The sequence below is a fragment of the Frankia casuarinae genome, assembly GCF_000013345.1.
Lineage (GTDB): Bacteria > Actinomycetota > Actinomycetes > Frankiales > Frankiaceae > Frankia > Frankia casuarinae.
Genome location: NC_007777.1, coordinates 2,866,869 through 2,886,322, shown reverse-complemented (window position 1 = coordinate 2,886,322; position 19,454 = coordinate 2,866,869). Strand labels below are relative to the sequence as shown.

At 69.8% G+C, this 19,454-nt stretch carries 2 protein-coding genes (1 of these 2 only partly in view); both read left to right on the top strand.

The annotated features are described in order from the left end of the window. On the top strand, positions 1 to 5,988 hold the 3' portion of the coding sequence (locus FRANCCI3_RS28560) for a non-ribosomal peptide synthetase (protein WP_011436872.1). The gene continues 1,830 nt to the left of window position 1, outside the view; the window shows 5,988 of its 7,818 coding nt (coding positions 1,831–7,818); the start codon falls outside the window, past its left edge; its stop codon occupies positions 5,986 to 5,988. Beyond that, the gene (locus tag FRANCCI3_RS12360) at positions 5,985 to 19,454 is read left to right on the top strand and encodes a non-ribosomal peptide synthetase (RefSeq protein ID WP_011436871.1); all 13,470 of its coding nucleotides are present in this window, start codon (positions 5,985 to 5,987) and stop codon (positions 19,452 to 19,454) included. Before FRANCCI3_RS28560 ends, FRANCCI3_RS12360 begins: the two co-directional genes overlap by 4 nt.

Genomic DNA, 19,454 nt, shown 5'->3' with positions numbered 1-19,454 from the left:
ATGTACACCTCGGGATCGACGGGGGTGCCGAAGGGAGTGGCGGTCACCCACGGCAACGTGGTCGGCTTCTGCCTGGATGGCGCCTGGCCCGCCGAGGTGACCGAGCGGGTCATGGTGCAGGCCAACCACGCCTTCGACGCCTCCACCTACGAGGTGTGGGTGCCGCTGCTGCGCGGCGGCACCGTCGTGGTCGCGCCGGCCGGTGACCTGGATGCCGCCGACCGGGAGCGGTTCATCGCCGCCCACCGGATCACCAACGTCCACGCGACCGCCGGCCTGTTCGCCGCGCTGGGCGAGCAGACCCCGCACATCTTCGCCGGGGTACGCGAGGTGTCGACCGGCGGCGACGTGGTCTCGGCGGCCGCGGTGAGGACTCTGCTGGAGACCCATCCGGACATGGTCGTGCGGTCCACCTACGGGCCGACCGAGACGACCGCCTTCGCCACCCACCTCCCCTTCACCGCGGGCGACCAGGTGCCGGCGTCGGTGCCGATCGGCCGCCCGCTGGACAACACCCGGATCTACGTGCTGGACGGCTTCCTGCAGCCGATCCCGCCCGGCGTCGGGGGAGAACTGTACGTGGCCGGCGGCGGGCTGGCCCGCGGCTACCTGAACCGGCCAGGCCTCACCTCGGAACGCTTCGTGGCCTGCCCCTTCGGCACGCCGGGCGAGCGGATGTACCGGACCGGGGACCTGGCCCGGTGGACCGGTGACGGGCTGCTGGTCTTCCTGGGGCGGGCCGACACGCAGGTGAAGATCCGCGGGTTCCGGATCGAGCTGAGCGAGATCGAGAACGTGCTGTCCGGCTGCCCGGGGGTCGCGCGGGTCGCGGTGGTAGCCCACACCAGCCAGGCCGACCACAGCCAACTGGTCGCCTACGTGGTGCCCGCCGAGGGGGAGAGCGTGACGGGCTCCGCGGTGCGGAGGTACGCGGCGGGACGGCTGCCGGACTACATGGTCCCCGCCGCCGTCGTCCCGCTGGCGGAGCTGCCGCTGACCGGCAACGCCAAGCTGGACCGGGCGGCCCTGCCCGCGCCGGACTTCGGCCGCATGGCGACCGGGCGCGAGCCGCGCACGCCGATCGAGGAGGTGCTGTGCTCGCTGTTCGTCGACGTGCTGAAGCTGGAGTGGATCGGGGCCGACGACAACTTCTTCGAGTTGGGTGGCGACTCCCTGCTGGCGATGCGGCTGCTCGCCCGGGTACGGGCCGTCCTCGACGTCGAGGTGGGAATCCGCACCCTGTTCACCGGCGCCACCCCGGCGGCGGTGGCCCGTGTGGTCGAGGCCGGTGGCCGCTCGCGGCCCGAGCTGGTTGCCGGGGTACGGCCGGACCCGGCGCCGCTGTCGTTCGGCCAGGCCCGGATGTGGTTCCTCAACCAGTTGGAGGAGGGACGGGCGGTCTACAACGTGCCGCTCGCGCTGAAGCTGACCGGGCAGCTCGACCGGTGGGCGCTGCAGGCCGCGCTGGCCGACGTCGCGGCGCGTCACGAAAGCCTGCGGACGGTCTTCCCTGACGTCGACGGCGTGCCGGGTCAGCACCTGCTGGACGAGACGGTGGGCCGCCCGGAACTGGTGATGGTGGCGGTGACCGAGGCGGAGCTGCCGTCGCTGATGGCCGCCGAGTTGGGGCGCGGGTTCGACGTGGGCAGCGAGCCGCCGCTGCGGGTACGGCTGTTCACGCTGTCCCCCCGGGAGCACGTGCTGCTGCTGGTGGCGCACCACATCGCCTCCGACGGCTGGTCGATGGGCGTGCTGGCCCGCGACCTGTCGGTGGCCTACACCGCCAGGCTGCGTGGGCGGGTACCGCAGTGGACCAGATTGCCGCTCCAGTACGCCGACTACGCGGTGTGGCAGCGCGCGGTGCTGGGCGATCTGTCCGACCCGGCGAGCCTGATCAGCGAGCAGCTCGCGTACTGGCGGGAGGCACTCGCCGACATCCCCGCGGAGCTGGCCCTGCCGGTCGACCGCCCGCGCCCGCCGGTGCCGAGCTTCACGGGCGGCGCGGTGCCGATCCGGATCGGCGCGCAGACCCACGAGCGGCTTGTCCGGCTGGCCCGGGGGCGGCGGGCAACGCTGTTCATGGTGGTGCAGGCCGCAGTTGCGCTGCTGCTGTCTCGCCTTGGCGGGGGCAACGACATCCCGATCGGCACCGCAGTGGCGGGCCGGGGCGAGGCCGCCCTGGATGACCTGATCGGCTTCTTCGTCAACACGCTGGTGCTGCGCACCGACGTCGGCGGCGATCCCTCGTTCAACGACCTGGTGGCCCGGGTGCGGGAGCGGAACCTGGCCGCCTACGCCCATCAGGACGTGCCGTTCGAGCGGTTGGTCGAGGAGCTCTACCCGGCCCGCTCGTTGTCGCGGCACCCGCTGTTCCAGGTGTCCCTCGGGTTGCGGAACACCCCGCAGGACACCGGCTGGGAGCTGCCGGGGCTGACCATCCAACCGCACAGGTCCGGGGTCAACGCCGCCAAGTTCGACCTGTCGTTCAGCCTGGCCGAGCACCGTGGCGCCGACGGTGAACCGGCGGGGATCGGTGGGACCGTCGGCTACGCGGCCGACCTGTTCGACCGGCCCACGGTGCAGAAGGTGGCGGAGCGCCTGGTGGCCGTGTTGGACGCGGTGGCCGCCGATCCCGCGTTGCGGGTGAGCCAGGTGCCGGTGTTGGGTGCGGCTGAGTGGGTGCGGGTGGTGGAGGAGTGGAATGACACTGGGGTTGGGGTTGGGGTGGGGACGTTGCCGGGGGTGTTTGGGGGGTGGGTGGCTGCGGGGCGGGATGTGGTGGCGGTGGTGTCGGGGGGTGTGCGGGTGACGTATGGGGAGTTGGAGGTGGCGGCGAATCGGGTGGCGCGGGATTTGGTGGCGGCTGGGGTGCGGTCTGGTGATCGGGTTGGGGTGGTGATGGAGCGGTCGGTGGAGTTGGTGGCGGTGTTGGTGGGGGTGGTGAAGGTGGGGGCGGCGTATGTGCCGGTGGATGTGGAGTGGCCGGTGGTGCGGGTGGGGCGGGTGCTGGCTGAGGCGGGGGTGCGGGTGGTGGTGGCTGATGTGGGGGTGTCTGATCTGCCGGGGTCTGTCGGGGTGGTGTGGGCGGGTGGCTGGGTGGATGGGGAGGGGGAGTGTGGGCCGCCGGCGGTGCGGGTGGGTGCGGATGATGTGGCGTATGTGATGTATACGTCGGGGTCGACGGGGGTGCCGAAGGGTGTGGCGGTGACGCATGCGGGTGTGGTCGGGTTGGCGGCGGATCGGTGTTGGTCGCGGGAGGTTCATGGGCGGGTGTTGTTTCATGCGTCGCATGCGTTTGACGCGTCGACGTGGGAGTTGTGGGTGGCGTTGTTGTCGGGGGGTCAGGTGGTGGTGGCGCCGGCCGGGCGGGTCGACGCTGGGGTGCTGAAGGGGTTGATTTCGGATTTTGGGCCGACGGTGGTGCATGTGACGGCGGGGTTGTTTGCGGCGGTGGCGGAGGAGGCGCCGGGGTGTTTTGTGGGGGTGCGTGAGGTGGTGACGGGTGGGGATGTGGTGAGTGCGGCGGCGGTGGTGCGGGTGGTGGAGGCGTGTCCGGGGGTGGTGGTGCGGCAGTTGTATGGGCCGACGGAGGTGACGGTGTGTGCGACGGTGTTTGAGGTGCGGCCGGGGGATGAGGTTGCCTCGGTGGTGCCGATTGGCCGTCCGATGGATAACACCCGGGTGTTTGTGTTGGATCGGTTTTTGCAGCCGGTGCCGCCGGGGGTGACGGGTGAGTTGTATGTGGCGGGTGTGGGGTTGGCGCGTGGGTATTTTGGCCGGCCTGGGTTGACGGGGGAGCGGTTTGTGGCGTGTCCGTTTTCCGGGTCTGGGGAGCGGATGTATCGGACGGGGGATTTGGGGCGGTGGACGGGGGAGGGGCAGTTGGTGTTCGCCGGTCGGGTGGATGGGCAGGTGAAGGTTCGTGGTTTTCGGATTGAGTTGGGTGAGGTGGAGGCGGTGTTGGGGTTGTATCCGGGGGTGGGGCGGTGTGTGGTGGTGGTGCGTGAGGATGAGCCGGGGCAGAAACGGTTGGTCGCCTATGTCGTCGCCTCCGAGGGGGAGGCGCTCGACACCGTCCAGATCCGCGACTTTGTGGCGGGTTTGTTGCCGGAGTATATGGTGCCGGCGGTGGTGGTGGTGTTGTCTGGGTTGCCGTTGACTGGTCAGGGGAAGGTGGATCGGGGTGCGTTGCCGGTTCCGGATTTCGCGGGTCGGGTGGGGGGTCGTTCGCCGCGTACCGCGGTGGAGGAGGTGTTGTGTGGTTTGTTTGCGGAGGTGTTGCGGTTGGAGCGGGTCGGGGTCGAGGACAGTTTCTTCGATCTTGGTGGTGATTCGATTATGTCGATGCAGTTGGTGGCGCGGGCTCGGCGGGCGGGTGTGGTGGTCAGTGCGCAGGATGTGTTCGAGTACAAGACGCCGGCCGGGTTGGCTGTGGTGGCTCAGAGCAGTCTTGCCGAGGTTGTGCCCGCTGATGTCGGTATCGGTGAGGTGCCGCTGACTCCTGCCATGTGTGGGTTGGTCCGGCGGGCCGGAGTGGCGGGGCTGGACCGGTTCTCGCAGGCGATGCTCGTCGTCGTGCCGGCCGGGATCGACCTGGAGCGTCTGGGCGTCGCTGTCAATGCCCTGGTGGACCATCACGACGTGCTGCGGGCCCGGCTGGTCTGCCCGGACGAGCGGGATTCGGCCACGTGGAAGCTGGATGTTCCGCCTGCGGGTGAGGGGGCCGGTGGGCTGGTGCGGCGGGTGGACGCGGTCGGTCTGGCCGAGGCGCCGCTCACCGAGTTGATCAAGGTGCAGCAGCGTGCCGCCGCGGGCCGGTTGGATCCGGTGTCGGGGGTGATGGTTCAGGTGGTGTGGCTGGATCGGGGGGTGGGGGTTTCCGGGCGGCTGTTGCTGGTTGTTCATCATCTGGTGGTGGACGGGGTGTCCTGGCGGATTCTGTTGCCGGATTTGGCGGCGGCTTATGCGGCTTGTGTGGCTGGTGGTGGGGTGGAGTTGGAGCCGGTGGGGACGGCGTTTCGTCGTTGGGCTCTGCTGGCTCGGGCTCAGGCGCAGGATCCGGTTCGGGTGGCGGAACTGCCTGTGTGGCAGCGGATTCTTACCGGTGATGACGTCCTGTTGGGTGACCGGCCGCTTGATCCGGCCCGTGATGTGGCGTCGAGTATGCGGCAGCTGTCGTTTTCGGTGTCCCTGGAGGTGACGGCGGCGCTGCTCACGACCGTACCTACGCTGTTCCACGCCGGGATCAACGACGTGCTGCTGGCCGGGCTCGCCGCCGCCGTGACCGAATGGCGTCGGCGGCGGGGTGACGGTGCGTCGGAGGCCATCGTGATCGACCTGGAGGGACATGGCCGCGAGCCGCTGGCCGAGGACGTCGAGTTGTCCCGAACAGTGGGCTGGTTCACCAGAGTCCATCCCGTACGGCTGGAACTGCCCGACGTCGACCTTGCGGACCTGCGCGCCGGTGGCCCCGCCGCCGGCCGGATAATCAAGGAGGTCAAGGAGCAGGTGCGGGCGGTCCCCGGCGAAGGCCTGGGCTATGGGTTGCTGCGCCACCTGAATCCCGCTACGCGGCCGGTCCTGGCGGCGCTACCGACCCCGCAGATCGCCTTCAACTACCTGGGCCGCTTCGCCGGTGCCCGTCGTACCGGCGAAGACACGGACTGGCAGCCGATCGGCCTCGACGGGGAGGCCGGCGACCTTCCGGCAGCCCACGTGCTGGAGGCCGGGGGAGCCGTGCGGGACGGGGCGGACGGCCCCGAGCTCACCGTCTCGCTGGCCTGGCCGCCCGGCGTCCTGGCCGAGCCTGCCGTCCGGGAACTGGGCGAGGGCTGGGTGGCGATGCTGACCGGCCTGGCCGAGCACGCCGCGCGCCCCGAGGCGGGGGGACATACCCCGTCCGACTTCCCATTGCTGGAGCTGGGCCAGCGCCAGGTGGAGCAGTTCGAGGCCATGGCGGCAGAGATCGAGAAGGGGACCTCGTCATGAAACGCTCCGCGCTGTCGGAAGTATGGCCGCTCTCACCGTTGCAGGAGGGGTTGCTGTTCCACGCCACGTTCGACGAGCAGGCTGTGGACGTCTACTCCGGGCAGCACGTCATGGAGCTGGAGGGACCGCTGGACGCCGAGGTCCTGCGCGCGTCGGGGCAGGCGATGCTGGACCGGCACGCCAACCTGCGGGCCGGGTTCCGGCAGACGGCCGGGCTTGCCCAGCCGGTCCAGGTCATCGCCGCCAGGGTCGCGCTGCCATGGCGTGAGGCGGACGTGTCGGCGCTGCCTTCGGCCGGAGCCGAGGCGGAGGCCGACCGGCTGGCCGCCGAGGACCTGGACCGCGGATTCGACCCGGCCGTACCTCCGCTGCTGCGGTTCCTGCTGATCCGGTTCGGTGCGCGGCGCCACCGCCTGGTGATCACCAACCATCACATCCTGCTGGACGGCTGGTCGCTGCCGATCTTCAAACGCGAGCTGTTCGGGGTGTACCGGGCGGGCGGCGACTCCAGCGGGCTGAAGCCCGTGCCGCCTTACCGTGACTACCTGGTATGGCTGAGCAGGCAGGACCGCCAGGCCGCGCGAGCGGCCTGGCGCCGTGAGCTGGACGGCAAGCAGGAGCCAACCAGAGTCGTGGTGGCGGACCCGGGCCGGGATCCGGTAATGACCGAGCTCACCGAGCTGCGCCTGGGCCCCGAGCCGACCGGAGCGCTGCGCGAGCTGGCCCAGGCCCACGGGGTGACGCTGAACACGGTCGTGCAGGGGGCGTGGGCGATGCTGGTCAGCCGCCTGGCCGGCCGGTCCGACGTGGTGTTCGGTGCGGTCGTCGCGGGTCGTCCGCCCGAGCTGCCCGGGGTGGAGGACATGCTGGGCCTGTTCATCAACACGCTGCCGGTCCGGGTGCCGCTGGATCCGGCCCAGCGGGTCTGCGACATGCTGGCGGCCTTGCAGGCCCGGCAGTCCGCGTTGACGGCTCACCAGTACCTCGGCCTGGCCGAGATCCAGCGCGAGGCCGGGCCCGGCGCGGTCTTCGACACGCTCGTGGTCTACGAGAACTATCCGTTCGACCCGACGGTGGCACCCGCGGCACCCGCGGCGGCCGACCCGGACAGCCTGCGGGTCACCTCGCGCGGTGGCCGGCAGGCCGCGCACTATCCCCTCACCCTGGGCATACGGCCTGGCCGCGACGGGCTGGCGCTGCACGTGGACTACCGGCCCGACCTGTTCGACCAGCGGACGGCCGCGGAGCTGCTGGCCCGGTTGGTACGGATCCTGGAGGCTGTGGCGGCGGATCCGGGGGTGTTGGTGGGTCGGGTGCCGGTGTTGGGTGCGGCTGAGTGGGTGCGGGTGGTGGAGGAGTGGAATGACACTGGGGTTGGGGTTGGGGTGGGGACGTTGCCGGGGGTGTTTGGGGGGTGGGTGGCTGCGGGGCGGGATGTGGTGGCGGTGGTGTCGGGGGGTGTGCGGGTGACGTATGGGGAGTTGGAGGTGGCGGCGAATCGGGTGGCGCGGGATTTGGTGGCGGCTGGGGTGCGGTCTGGTGATCGGGTTGGGGTGGTGATGGAGCGGTCGGTGGAGTTGGTGGCGGTGTTGGTGGGGGTGGTGAAGGTGGGGGCGGCGTATGTGCCGGTGGATGTGGAGTGGCCGGTGGTGCGGGTGGGGCGGGTGCTGGCTGAGGCGGGGGTGCGGGTGGTGGTGGCTGATGTGGGGGTGTCTGATCTGCCGGGGTCTGTCGGGGTGGTGTGGGCGGGTGGCTGGGTGGATGGGGAGGGGGAGTGTGGGCCGCCGGCGGTGCGGGTGGGTGCGGATGATGTGGCGTATGTGATGTATACGTCGGGGTCGACGGGGGTGCCGAAGGGTGTGGCGGTGACGCATGCGGGTGTGGTCGGGTTGGCGGCGGATCGGTGTTGGTCGCGGGAGGTTCATGGGCGGGTGTTGTTTCATGCGTCGCATGCGTTTGACGCGTCGACGTGGGAGTTGTGGGTGGCGTTGTTGTCGGGGGGTCAGGTGGTGGTGGCGCCGGCCGGGCGGGTCGACGCTGGGGTGCTGAAGGGGTTGATTTCGGATTTTGGGCCGACGGTGGTGCATGTGACGGCGGGGTTGTTTGCGGCGGTGGCGGAGGAGGCGCCGGGGTGTTTTGTGGGGGTGCGTGAGGTGGTGACGGGTGGGGATGTGGTGAGTGCGGCGGCGGTGGTGCGGGTGGTGGAGGCGTGTCCGGGGGTGGTGGTGCGGCAGTTGTATGGGCCGACGGAGGTGACGGTGTGTGCGACGGTGTTTGAGGTGCGGCCGGGGGATGAGGTTGCCTCGGTGGTGCCGATTGGCCGTCCGATGGATAACACCCGGGTGTTTGTGTTGGATCGGTTTTTGCAGCCGGTGCCGCCGGGGGTGACGGGTGAGTTGTATGTGGCGGGTGTGGGGTTGGCGCGTGGGTATTTTGGCCGGCCTGGGTTGACGGGGGAGCGGTTTGTGGCGTGTCCGTTTTCCGGGTCTGGGGAGCGGATGTATCGGACGGGGGATTTGGGGCGGTGGACGGGGGAGGGGCAGTTGGTGTTCGCCGGTCGGGTGGATGGGCAGGTGAAGGTTCGTGGTTTTCGGATTGAGTTGGGTGAGGTGGAGGCGGTGTTGGGGTTGTATCCGGGGGTGGGGCGGTGTGTGGTGGTGGTGCGTGAGGATGAGCCGGGGCAGAAACGGTTGGTCGCCTATGTCGTCGCCTCCGAGGGGGAGGCGCTCGACACCGTCCAGATCCGCGACTTTGTGGCGGGTTTGTTGCCGGAGTATATGGTGCCGGCGGTGGTGGTGGTGTTGTCTGGGTTGCCGTTGACTGGTCAGGGGAAGGTGGATCGGGGTGCGTTGCCGGTTCCGGATTTCGCGGGTCGGGTGGGGGGTCGTTCGCCGCGTACCGCGGTGGAGGAGGTGTTGTGTGGTTTGTTTGCGGAGGTGTTGCGGTTGGAGCGGGTCGGGGTCGAGGACAGTTTCTTCGATCTTGGTGGTGACTCTCTGCTCGCGATGCGGCTGATTGCCCGGGTGCGGGGGGCGCTCGGGGCTGAGGTCAGCATCCACGACCTGTTCACGGCGCAGACCCCGGCCGGTGTCGCCAGGCTGGTCGGCGGCGACGGTACCGCTCGTACCGCCCTGGTGGCGGGCCGGCGGCCCGCGGTGCTGCCGCTGTCGTTCGGCCAGGCGCGGATGTGGTTCCTGAACCGGTTGCAGGAGGGCAGCGCGGTCTACAACATGCCGATGGCGCTGCGGCTGCGCGGTGACCTGGACCGGGCGGCGTTGCGCGCGGCGTTGGCCGACGTCGCGACTCGGCACGAGAGCCTGCGGACGGTGTTCCCCGACTCGGATGGGCTGCCCTTCCAGCAGATCCTGGCGGGCGGCCCCGAGCTCGTGGTGCAGGACACCGATGAGCGGGAACTACCCGGCCTGCTGGCGGCCGAGGCGAGTCGTCCGTTCGACGTGCGCCACGAGCTGCCATGGCGGGCGTCCTTGTTCGCGCTGTCCCCGCAGGAGCACATGCTGCTCCTGGTGATGCACCACATCGCGGCCGACGGCTGGTCGATGGGGGTGCTGACCCGCGACCTGTCGGCGGCCTATGCGGCGCGACTGTCCGGTCAGGAACCGTCGTGGGCGCCCTTGCCGGTGCAGTACGCCGACTTCGCGGTCTGGCAGCGCGAAGTGCTCGGCAGTGAGGACGACCCGGACAGCCTGATCAGCAGGCAACTGGCGTACTGGCGGTCGACCCTGGCTGAGCTTCCTGCCGAGCTGACCCTGCCGGTCGACCGCCAGCGCCCGCCCGTGGCCTCCTTCGCCGGCGGCTCGGTGCCGCTGCGGCTCGGCCCGCAGGTGCACGCGCGGCTCACCGGGCTGGCCCAGGACGAGCGGGCCACGCTGTTCATGGTGATGCAGGCGGCGATTGCGGTACTGCTGTCAGGGCTCGGCGCGGGCACCGACATCGCGCTGGGCACCCCGGTGGCCGGTCGCGGCGACGCCGCCGTGGACGATCTGATCGGGTTCTTCGTCAACACGCTGGTGCTGCGCACCGACCTCGGCGGCGACCCGTCCTTTGCCGAGCTGCTCGGCCGGGTGCGGGAGATGAACCTGGCGGCGTACGCCCATCAGGACGTGCCGTTCGAGCGGCTGGTGGAGGAGCTGCAACCGGCCCGCTCGCTGTCCCGGCACCCGCTGTTCCAGGTGATGCTGACCTTCCAGAACACCCACCAGGACGGGGGTTGGGAGCTGCCCGGCCTGTCGGTACGGCCGGAGCGCTCTGGCTCGGACGTGGCCAAGTTCGACCTGTCGTTCAGCCTGGCCGAGAACCGCACTCCCGACGGGGAGCTCGCCGGGATCAGCGGGGCGGTCGGCTACTCGGCCGACCTGTTCGACCAGCGGACGGCCGAGGAGACGGCGAACCGGCTGGTGCGGGTGCTGGAGGCGGTGGCTGCCGATCCCACGCTCCGGGTCAGCCAGGTGCCGCTCCTCGACGAGACCGAGCGGGCCCGGGTGGTGGATGGGTGGAATGAGACGGGGGTGGTGGTGCCGGAGGTGACGTTGTCGGAGTTGTTTGAGGCGCAGGTGCGGCGGAGTCCGGGTGCGGTGGCGTTGGTGTGTGAGGGGCGGGTGGTGTCGTATGGGGAGTTGGAGGTGGCGGCGAATCGGTTGGCGTGGCGTTTGGTGGGGTTGGGGGTGGGTGCGGAGCGGGTGGTGGCGGTGGCGGTGGCGCGGTCGGTGGAGTTGGTGGTGGCGTTGTTGGCGGTGGTGAAGGCGGGGGGTGCGTATCTGCCGGTTGATCCGGAGTATCCGGCGTCGCGGGTGGGGTTGATGTTGGCTGATGCGGATCCGGTGGTGGTGTTGTGTACGGCGGAGACGGTGGGGGGTTTGCCGGAGCATCCGGCTGTGCGGCTGATGGTGGATGACGGTGGGGTGGTGCGGGATTGTCCGGGGACGTCTCCTGGTGTTGTGGTGCGGCCGGGGTGTCCGGCGTATGTGATGTATACGTCGGGGTCGACGGGTGTGCCGAAGGGGGTGGTGGTGTCGCATCGGGGGATTGTGAACCGGTTGTTGTGGATGCAGGGTGAGTATGGGTTGGGTGGTGATGACCGGGTTCTGCAGAAGACGTCGTCGGGGTTTGACGTGTCGGTGTGGGAGTTTTTCTGGCCGCTGGTTACGGGTGCGTGTCTGGTGGTGGCGCGGCCTGGTGGTCATCGTGATCCGCGTTATCTGGTGGATCTGGTGGTGGCTGAGCGGGTGACGACGGTGCATTTTGTGCCGTCGATGCTGGGGTTGTTTCTGGATGAGGAGGGTGCGGCTTTGTGTGGGGGGCTTCGGCGGGTGGTGTGTAGTGGTGAGGTTTTGCCGGGCGAGTTGGTGGAGCGGTTTCAGGGGGTGTTGCCGGGGGTGGGGTTGCATAATCTTTATGGTCCGACTGAGGCGTCGGTGGATGTGTCGTTCTGGGCGTGTCCGCCGGGGGTGTCGGGGGTGGTGCCGATCGGGGGGCCGATCTGGAATGTTCGGTTGTTTGTGTTGGATGGTTTTCTGCGGCCGGTTCCGCCGGGGGTGGTGGGGGAGTTGTATATCGCTGGTGTGGGGTTGGCGCGTGGGTATGTGGGTCGTTCGTCGTTGACGGGGGAGCGGTTTGTGGCGTGTCCGTTTTCTGGGTCTGGGGAGCGGATGTATCGGACGGGGGATTTGGTGCGGTGGCGGGGTGATGGTGTGTTGGTGTATGTGGGGCGGGTTGATGCGCAGGTGAAGATTCGTGGGTTGCGGATCGAGTTGGGTGAGGTTGAGGCTGTTTTGGCGGGGGATGGGGCGGTGGGTCGGGTTGCGGTGGTGGTCCGGGAGGATCAGCCTGGTCATCGGTATCTTGTCGCCTACGTGGTGGCGGCGGCGGGTCGGGGTGTGGATGCTGCCGGGTTGCGGGAGTTCGCCGCGCGGCGGTTGCCGGAGTACATGGTGCCGGCGGCGGTGGTGGAGTTGGCGGAGTTGCCGTTGACGCTGAGCGGGAAGCTTGACCGTAAGGCTCTGCCCGCTCCGGATTTCGCGGGTCTGGTCACCGGGCGTGCTCCTCGTACTCCCGCCGAGGAGCTGCTGTGCGGCCTGTTCGCTGAGACCCTGCACCTGGACCGGGTCGGCGCCGACGACGACTTCTTCAACCTCGGCGGCGACTCCCTGCTGGCCATGCGACTGATCGCCCGCGTGCAGGCCGTGCTGGACGTCGAGGTGAACATCCGCGAGCTGTTCGCCGCGCCGACCCCGGCGGGCATCGCCAGGCTGGCCTCCGGCGGCGGGAGCGCCCGTACCCCCCTGGTGGCCGGGCAGCGGCCCGAGGAGATCCCGCTGTCGTTCGGGCAGACCCGCATGTGGTTCCTCAACCGGTTGCAGGAGGGCAGCGCGGTCTACAACATGCCGATGGCGCTGCGGCTGCGCGGTGACCTGGACCGGGACGCGCTGCGAGCCGCGCTGAAGGACGTGGCACAGCGGCACGAGACCCTGCGCACGGTGTTCCCCGACCGGGACGGGGTGCCCTTCCAGAAGATCCTGGACGGCGGCCCCGAGCTCGTGGTGCGTGCGACCAGCGAGCGGGACCTCGCGGACCTGCTGGCGGCCGAGGCGGCACGTGGCTTCGACGTACGCAGCGAGCCGCCGTGGCGGGCCGAGCTGCTCGTCCTGGCCGAGCGCGAGCACGTCCTGCTGCTGGTCGTGCATCACATCGCGGCCGACGGCTGGTCGATAGGAGTGCTCACCCGTGACCTGTCCACGGCCTACGCGGCGCGACTCGCCGGCCGGGAGCCGTCATGGGCGGCGCTGCCGGTCCAGTACGCCGACTTCTCGGCCTGGCAGCGCCAGATCCTGGGCAGCGAGGACGACCCGGACAGCCTGATCAGCAGGCAACTGGCGTACTGGCGGCAGTCCCTGGCCGGTCTTCCTGCCGAGCTGACGCTGCCGGTCGACCGTCCGCGCCCGGCCGTGGCCTCCTTCACCGGCGGCACTGTCCCGCTGCGCGTCAGCGCCGAGGCCCACGCCAGGCTGGCGGGGATCGCCCGGGACCGGAAGGCCACGATGTTCATGGTGGTGCAGGCGGCGGTCGCGCTGCTGCTGTCCCGCCTGGGCGCGGGCACCGACATCCCGCTCGGCACCGTCATCGCGGGCCGGGGCGACCCTGCGTTGGATGGCCTGGTCGGCTTCTTCGTCAACACGCTGGTGCTGCGCACCGATGCCGGCGGCGACCCGTCGTTCAGTGACCTGGTCGCCCGGGTTCGCGAGGTGAACCTGGCCGCCTACGCCCACCAGGACGTGCCGTTCGAGCGGCTGGTGGAGGAGCTGCAACCGGACCGATCGCTGGCCCGGCACCCGCTGTTCCAGGTCATGATGACCTTCCAGACCACCCACCAGGACGGCGGCTGGGAGCTGCCGGGCCTGTCCGTCCAACCACAGCGGTCGAGCTCCGACGCCGCCAGGTTCGACCTGTCCTTCACCGTCGGGGAACACCACACCGCCGGCGGCGCACCCGCCGGGCTGGACGGGGCGGTCGGCTACTCGGCCGACCTGTTCGACCGGGCGACGGCCGAGAAGCTGGCTGGGCGGCTGGTGCGGCTGCTGGAAACGGTCGCCGCCGACCCCGCGCTGCGGGCGAGCCGGGTGCCGGTCATGGACGAGGCCGAGTGGGCCCAGGTCGTGCACGCCTGGAACGACACCGCCTGGAACGACACCGCGCTCAAGGTCTCGGACCGGACGCTGCCCGAGTTGTTCGAGGCCCAGGTGCGGCGCAGCCCGGACGCCGTCGCGGTGGTCTTCCAGGACGTAGGCCTCACCTATGCGGAGCTGGATGCGGCGGCGGGCCGACTTGCCGCGCGGCTGACCGAGCAGGGCGCCGGGCCGGAGCGGGTCGTCGCCGTGGCCCTGCCGCGGTCCGCTGAGATGCTGGTGGCGCTGCTGGCGGTGCTGAAGACCGGCGCGGCCTACCTCCCGGTAGACGTGGGATACCCGTCCTCGCGGGTGGCGTTCATGCTGGCCGACGCCGATCCCGCCGCCGTGGTCTGCACGGCCGAGACCGCCCGGGCGCTGCCCGGCCACCCGGCCGTACGGACGGTCCTGGACGACCCACGGACCGCCGAGGCCCCGGCGGCCCGGCAGCCGACCGCGTCAGGCCGGATCGACCCGCGGCACCCGGCATATGTGATCTACACCTCGGGCTCCACCGGAACACCCAAGGGCGTGGTCATCTCACACCGCAACCTGGTGACGTTCCTCGCCGCGATGCGAATCCGCCCCGGCCTCACCGAGGCCGACGTACTGCTGGCCGTGACGACGCTGGGCTTCGACATCGCCGGGCTCGAGCTGTTCCTGCCGCTGGTCGTGGGCGGGCGCGTGGTGGTGGCCGAACGCGAGGTGGCCCTGGACCCCAGGAGGCTGGCGGCGGAGATCGTACGGCACAGCGCGACGGTGCTGCAGGCTACGCCGGTGACCTGGCGGATGCTCGTCGACGACGGCTGGGCGGGCTCTCCCGGGCTGAAGGCTCTGTGCGGCGGCGAGGCCCTCCCTCCGGACCTGGCCGAGGCGATGATCGAGCGCTGCGCGCAGGTGTGGAACATGTACGGCCCGACCGAGACCACGATCTGGTCGACCTGCCGGCAGTTGACGGCGGGCGGCGGCGTCAGCCTGGGCACACCGATCGCCGGTACCCGGACCTATGTGCTGGATGATCTGCTGCAGCCGGTGCCGCCGGGGGTGGTCGGTGAGCTTTATCTTGCGGGTCCGGGGCTGGCTCGTGGTTACTGGGCTCGTGCGGGGTTGACCGGTGAGCGGTTTGTGGCGTGTCCGTTTTCCGGGTCTGGGGAGCGGATGTACCGGTCGGGGGATCTGGTTCGGTGGACTGCTGCTGGTGAGTTGGTGTTTGTGGGGCGGGCGGACACGCAGCTTAAGATTCGTGGGTTTCGGGTTGAGGTGGGTGAGGTTGAGGCGGTTTTGGCGGTGTTTCCGGGGGTGACTCGGGTGGTGGTGGTGGCTCGGGAGGATCGGCCGGGTCACAGGTATCTGGTGGGTTATGTGGTGCCGGGGGATGTTGATGGTCGTGCGGTGCGGGAGTTCGCGGCGGAGCGGTTGCCGGAGTATCTGGTTCCGGCGGGGGTTGTTGCGTTGCCGGCGTTGCCGGTGACGCCTAATGGCAAGCTTGATCGTGGGGCGTTGCCGGCGCCGGATTTCGGTGGGTTGGTGACTGGGGGGGCGCCGCGTACCGCGGTCGAGGAGGTGTTGTGTTCGTTGTTTGCGGAGGTGTTGCGGCTTGATCGGGTGGGGGTCGACGACGGGTTCTTCGAGCTGGGTGGCGATTCCCTGCTCGCGATGCGGCTGATCGCCCGCGTGCAGGCCGTGCTGGACGTCGAGGTGAACATCCGAGCGCTCTTCGCCGCGCCGACGCCGGCGGGCGTCGCCCGGCTGCTCGACGGCGGCGGACGGCCCCGGGCGGCGCTGGTCCGGGCGGTCCGCCCGGCGGTGGTTCCGCTGTCGTACGGCCAGACCCGGATGTGGTTCCTCAACCGCTTCCAAGAGGGTGGGGCGGTCTACAACATGCCGTTCGCGCTGAGGCTCACCGGCGAGCTCGACGTGGCGGCCCTGCGGGCGGCGCTGGGCGACGTCGCGTTGCGACACGAGAGCCTGCGGACGGTGTTTCCCGATACCGGCGGCGTTCCCCGGCAGGAGGTGCGGGAGGGCTCTCCCGTGTTGTCGGTGGTGGAGGTGGCGGCGGAGGATGTGCCGTTGTTGCTGCGGGCGGAGGTGGGGCGGGGTTTTGATGTGGGGCGGGAGTTGCCGTGGCGGGTGTCGTTGTTCGTGGTGTCCGCGCGGGAGCATGTTCTGGTGGTGGTGGTGCATCATATTGCGGCGGATGGCTGGTCGATGGGGGTGTTGGGGCGTGATTTGTCGGCGGCGTATGCGGCGCGGTTGTCGGGGCGGGCGCCGTCGTGGGTGGGGTTGCCGGTGCAGTATGCGGATTATGCGTTGTGGCAGCGTGCGGTGTTGGGGAGTGAGTCTGATCCGGGTAGTTTGTTGAGTGCGCAGTTGGGGTATTGGCGTTCTGCTTTGGCGGGTCTTCCGGTGGAGTTGGTGTTGCCGGTGGATCGGCCGCGTCCGGCGGTGGCGAGTTATCGGGGTGGGGCGGTGCCGGTGCGGGTGGGTGCGGGGGTGCATGGGCGGTTGGTGGAGGTGGCGCGGGCGGGGCAGGCGACGTTGTTCATGGTGGTGCAGGCGGCGGTGGCGGTGTTGCTGTCGCGGTTGGGTGCGGGGGTTGATATTCCGGTGGGGACGGCGGTGGCGGGTCGGGGTGCGGCGGCGTTGGATGATCTGGTCGGGTTTTTTGTCAATACGTTGGTGTTGCGGGTCGGTCTTGGTGGTGATCCGTCGTTTGCTGAGGTGGTGGGTCGGGTGCGTGAGGTGGATCTGGCTGCCTATGCGCATCAGGATGTGCCGTTTGAGCGGTTGGTGGAGGAGGTGCAGCCGGTTCGTTCGTTGGCCCGGCATCCGTTGTTCCAGGTCATGCTGACCTTCCAGAACGCTCCCCGGACCTCGGGCTGGGAACTGCCCGGGCTTCAGGTGAGCCAGGTCAGGGCGGGCGGCGGGGGAGCGGCCAAGTTCGACCTGTCTTTGGCGTTGACCGAGCATCGTGATGCCGAGGGTGGTGCGGCGGGGCTGGCTGGGGTTTTGGAGTATTCGGCTGATCTGTTCGATCGGTCGACCGCGGAGGGGTTGGTGGGGCGTCTGGTTCGGTTGCTTGAGGTGGTGGGGGCTGATCCTGGTCTGCGGTTGAGTCAGGTGGATGTGCTGGCGGACGGTGAGTATGACCTGGTGGTGCGGGCGTGGAACGGCTCCGCTGTTGGTGGCTCTGCTGTTGGTGGCTCTGCTGTTGGGGTGTCGGCCAGGACGTTGCCGGAGATGTTTCAGGCGCAGGTGGTCGCGCGGCCTGATGCGGTGGCGGTGGTCTGTGAGGATGTGCGGTTGACCTATGCGGAGTTGGATGCCGCGGTGAACCGGCTGGCTCGTCTGTTGGTGGGTTTGGGGGTGGGGCCGGAACGGATTGTGGCGGTGGCGTTGCCCCGGTCGGTGGAGATGGTGGTGGCGTTGCTGGCGGTGCTGAAGGCGGGGGCGGCTTATCTGCCGGTGGATCCGGAGTATCCGGCCGCCCGGCAGGCGTTTATGCTGGCCGATGCCGCTCCCGTGGTGACGTTGGGTACGGCGCGGACCGTGGGGGCGTTGCCTGAGCACGGGGCGGTCAGGGTTGTCGTGGACGCCCCGGATACGGTTCGTGTGCTGGCTGGGCTGCCTGGTACGGCGGTGCGGGATGCCGAGCGGGTCCGGTCGTTGCGGCCGGGGCATCCGGCGTATGTGATCTATACGTCGGGGTCGACGGGTACGCCGAAGGGTGTGCTGATTCCGCAGCGTAATGTGGCTGCCCTCATCGAGACGGCGGGTCGGGTGTACGGGCTGGGCGCCGATGATGTGTGGAGTTTGTTCCACTCCTATGCCTTCGATTTTTCGGTGTGGGAGATGTTCGGTGCGTTGCTGCTCGGTGGCCGGGTTGTGGTGGTGGCGCACTCGGTGAGTCGGTCGCCGCGGGAGTTCGTTGAGTTGCTGAGCCGGACGGGTGTGACGGTGCTCAGCCAGACTCCGTCGGCGTTCTATCAGGTGATCGGTGAGTTGGCTGCTGCCGGGGTCGGTTCCTCGTTGCGGTATGTGGTGTTCGGTGGTGAGGCGCTGGAACCTGCCCGGTTGCGGCAGTGGTATGACCGGTATCCCGGCGACGTCCCGGTGTTGGTCAACATGTACGGCATTACCGAGACGACGGTCCATGTCACGCACATCGCGTTGGACCGGGAGCGGGTGGTGGCGGGGACGGGCAGTGTGGTGGGTGGCCCGTTGCCGGGTGTCCGGACGTATGTGTTGGACGAGTTCCTGCGGCCGGTGCCTCCCGGGGTGGTCGGTGAGCTTTATGTGGCGGGTGCCGGGCTGGCCCGTGGCTATCTCAATCGTCCCGCGTTGACCGGGGAGCGGTTCGTGGCCTGCCCGTTCGGGGGGTCGGGGGAGCGCATGTACCGCACGGGTGACCTGGCCCGGTGGACCGGCGATGGTGGGCTGGTGTTCGCCGGGCGGGCGGATGCGCAGGTGAAGATCCGTGGTTTCCGGATCGAGCCCGGCGAGATCGAGGCCGTGCTGTCCGGGCATCCCGCCGTCGACCAGGTCGCCGTCGTGATGCGTGAGGACCAGCCCGGCCACCGGCACCTCGTGGCCTATCTCGTGCCACACCAGGAGATCGGCGCGGCGGAGATCCGCGCCTTCGTGGCCGGGCGGCTGCCCGAGTACATGGTCCCCGCGGTGGTGGTCGAGGTGGCGGAGCTGCCGCTGACCGCCAACGGCAAGCTGGACCGCGCGGCGTTGCCCGCCCCCGACTTCGGTGCTCTGGCGACCGGGCGGGGGCCGCGCACCGCGGTCGAGGAGCGGTTGTGCGCCCTGTTCGCCGAGGTCCTGGACCTGGCGCGGGTCGGGGCCGACGACGGCTTCTTCGACCTCGGCGGCGACTCGCTGCTGGCCATGCGGCTGATCGCTCGCATCCGGGAGGTGCTGGGCACCGAGTTGAACGTCCGCACGCTGTTCGCCGAGCCCACCCCGGCCGGTGTCGCGGCATCCCTGGAGACCCGCGGCGAGGACGACGACTTCGACGTCCTGCTGCCGATCCGCACCGAGGGGACCCGGCCCGCGCTGTTCTGCGTCCACCCGGTGGAGGGCATCAGTTGGCGCTACACGGGCCTGGCCGACCACCTGCCCGCTGACCTGCCCATCTACGGCCTCCAGGCACGAGGCCTGGCCCGGACCGAGCCGTTGCCGCGGACCGTGGCGGACATGGCGGCCGACTACTTCGAACGGATCCGATCCGTCCAGCCCACCGGCCCCTACCACCTGCTCGGCTGGTCGCTGGGCGGGGTGGTCGCCCATGCCCTCGCCACCCACATCCAGGCACGGGGCGAGCAGGTCGGCCTCCTGGCGATTCTCGACGGCTATCCCGCCTCCACCGCCGTACGGAGCCGGCCGGAGGACGGCCGGGAGGTCATGCCGAAGGTCCGCGGGAAGATGGACCAGCGGCTGGACCGGATGATCGAGCAGGTCGTCGGCCGTGGGGACGTCGGCCGCGGGGACGTCGACGGCGAGCGGCTGCGCAGGATCCGCTCGGTGCTCGACAACACCATGAGGCTGGGCGCGGAGTTCACTCCGGATGTCCTGCACGGCGACCTGCTGCTGTTCGTCGCGCTGCTTGACCGGTTGCCCTCCCAGCCCGCAGCCGAGGCGCCCACCCTGTGGCGGCCCTACGTCGACGGGCGGATCGACGGTCACGAAATCTCAGGAGCCCACCAGGAGCTCATGCAGGCAGAACATCTCGCGGAGATCGCACGGGTGATCACCGAGAAGCTGGCACGACACGAGAGGTGA

Bases quoted from the DNA above. Each gene is read 5' to 3' on its own strand.
- FRANCCI3_RS12360 (WP_011436871.1), top strand. From the start codon at position 5,985: ATGAAACGCTCCGCGCTGTCGGAAGTATGGCCGCTCTCACCGTTGCAG.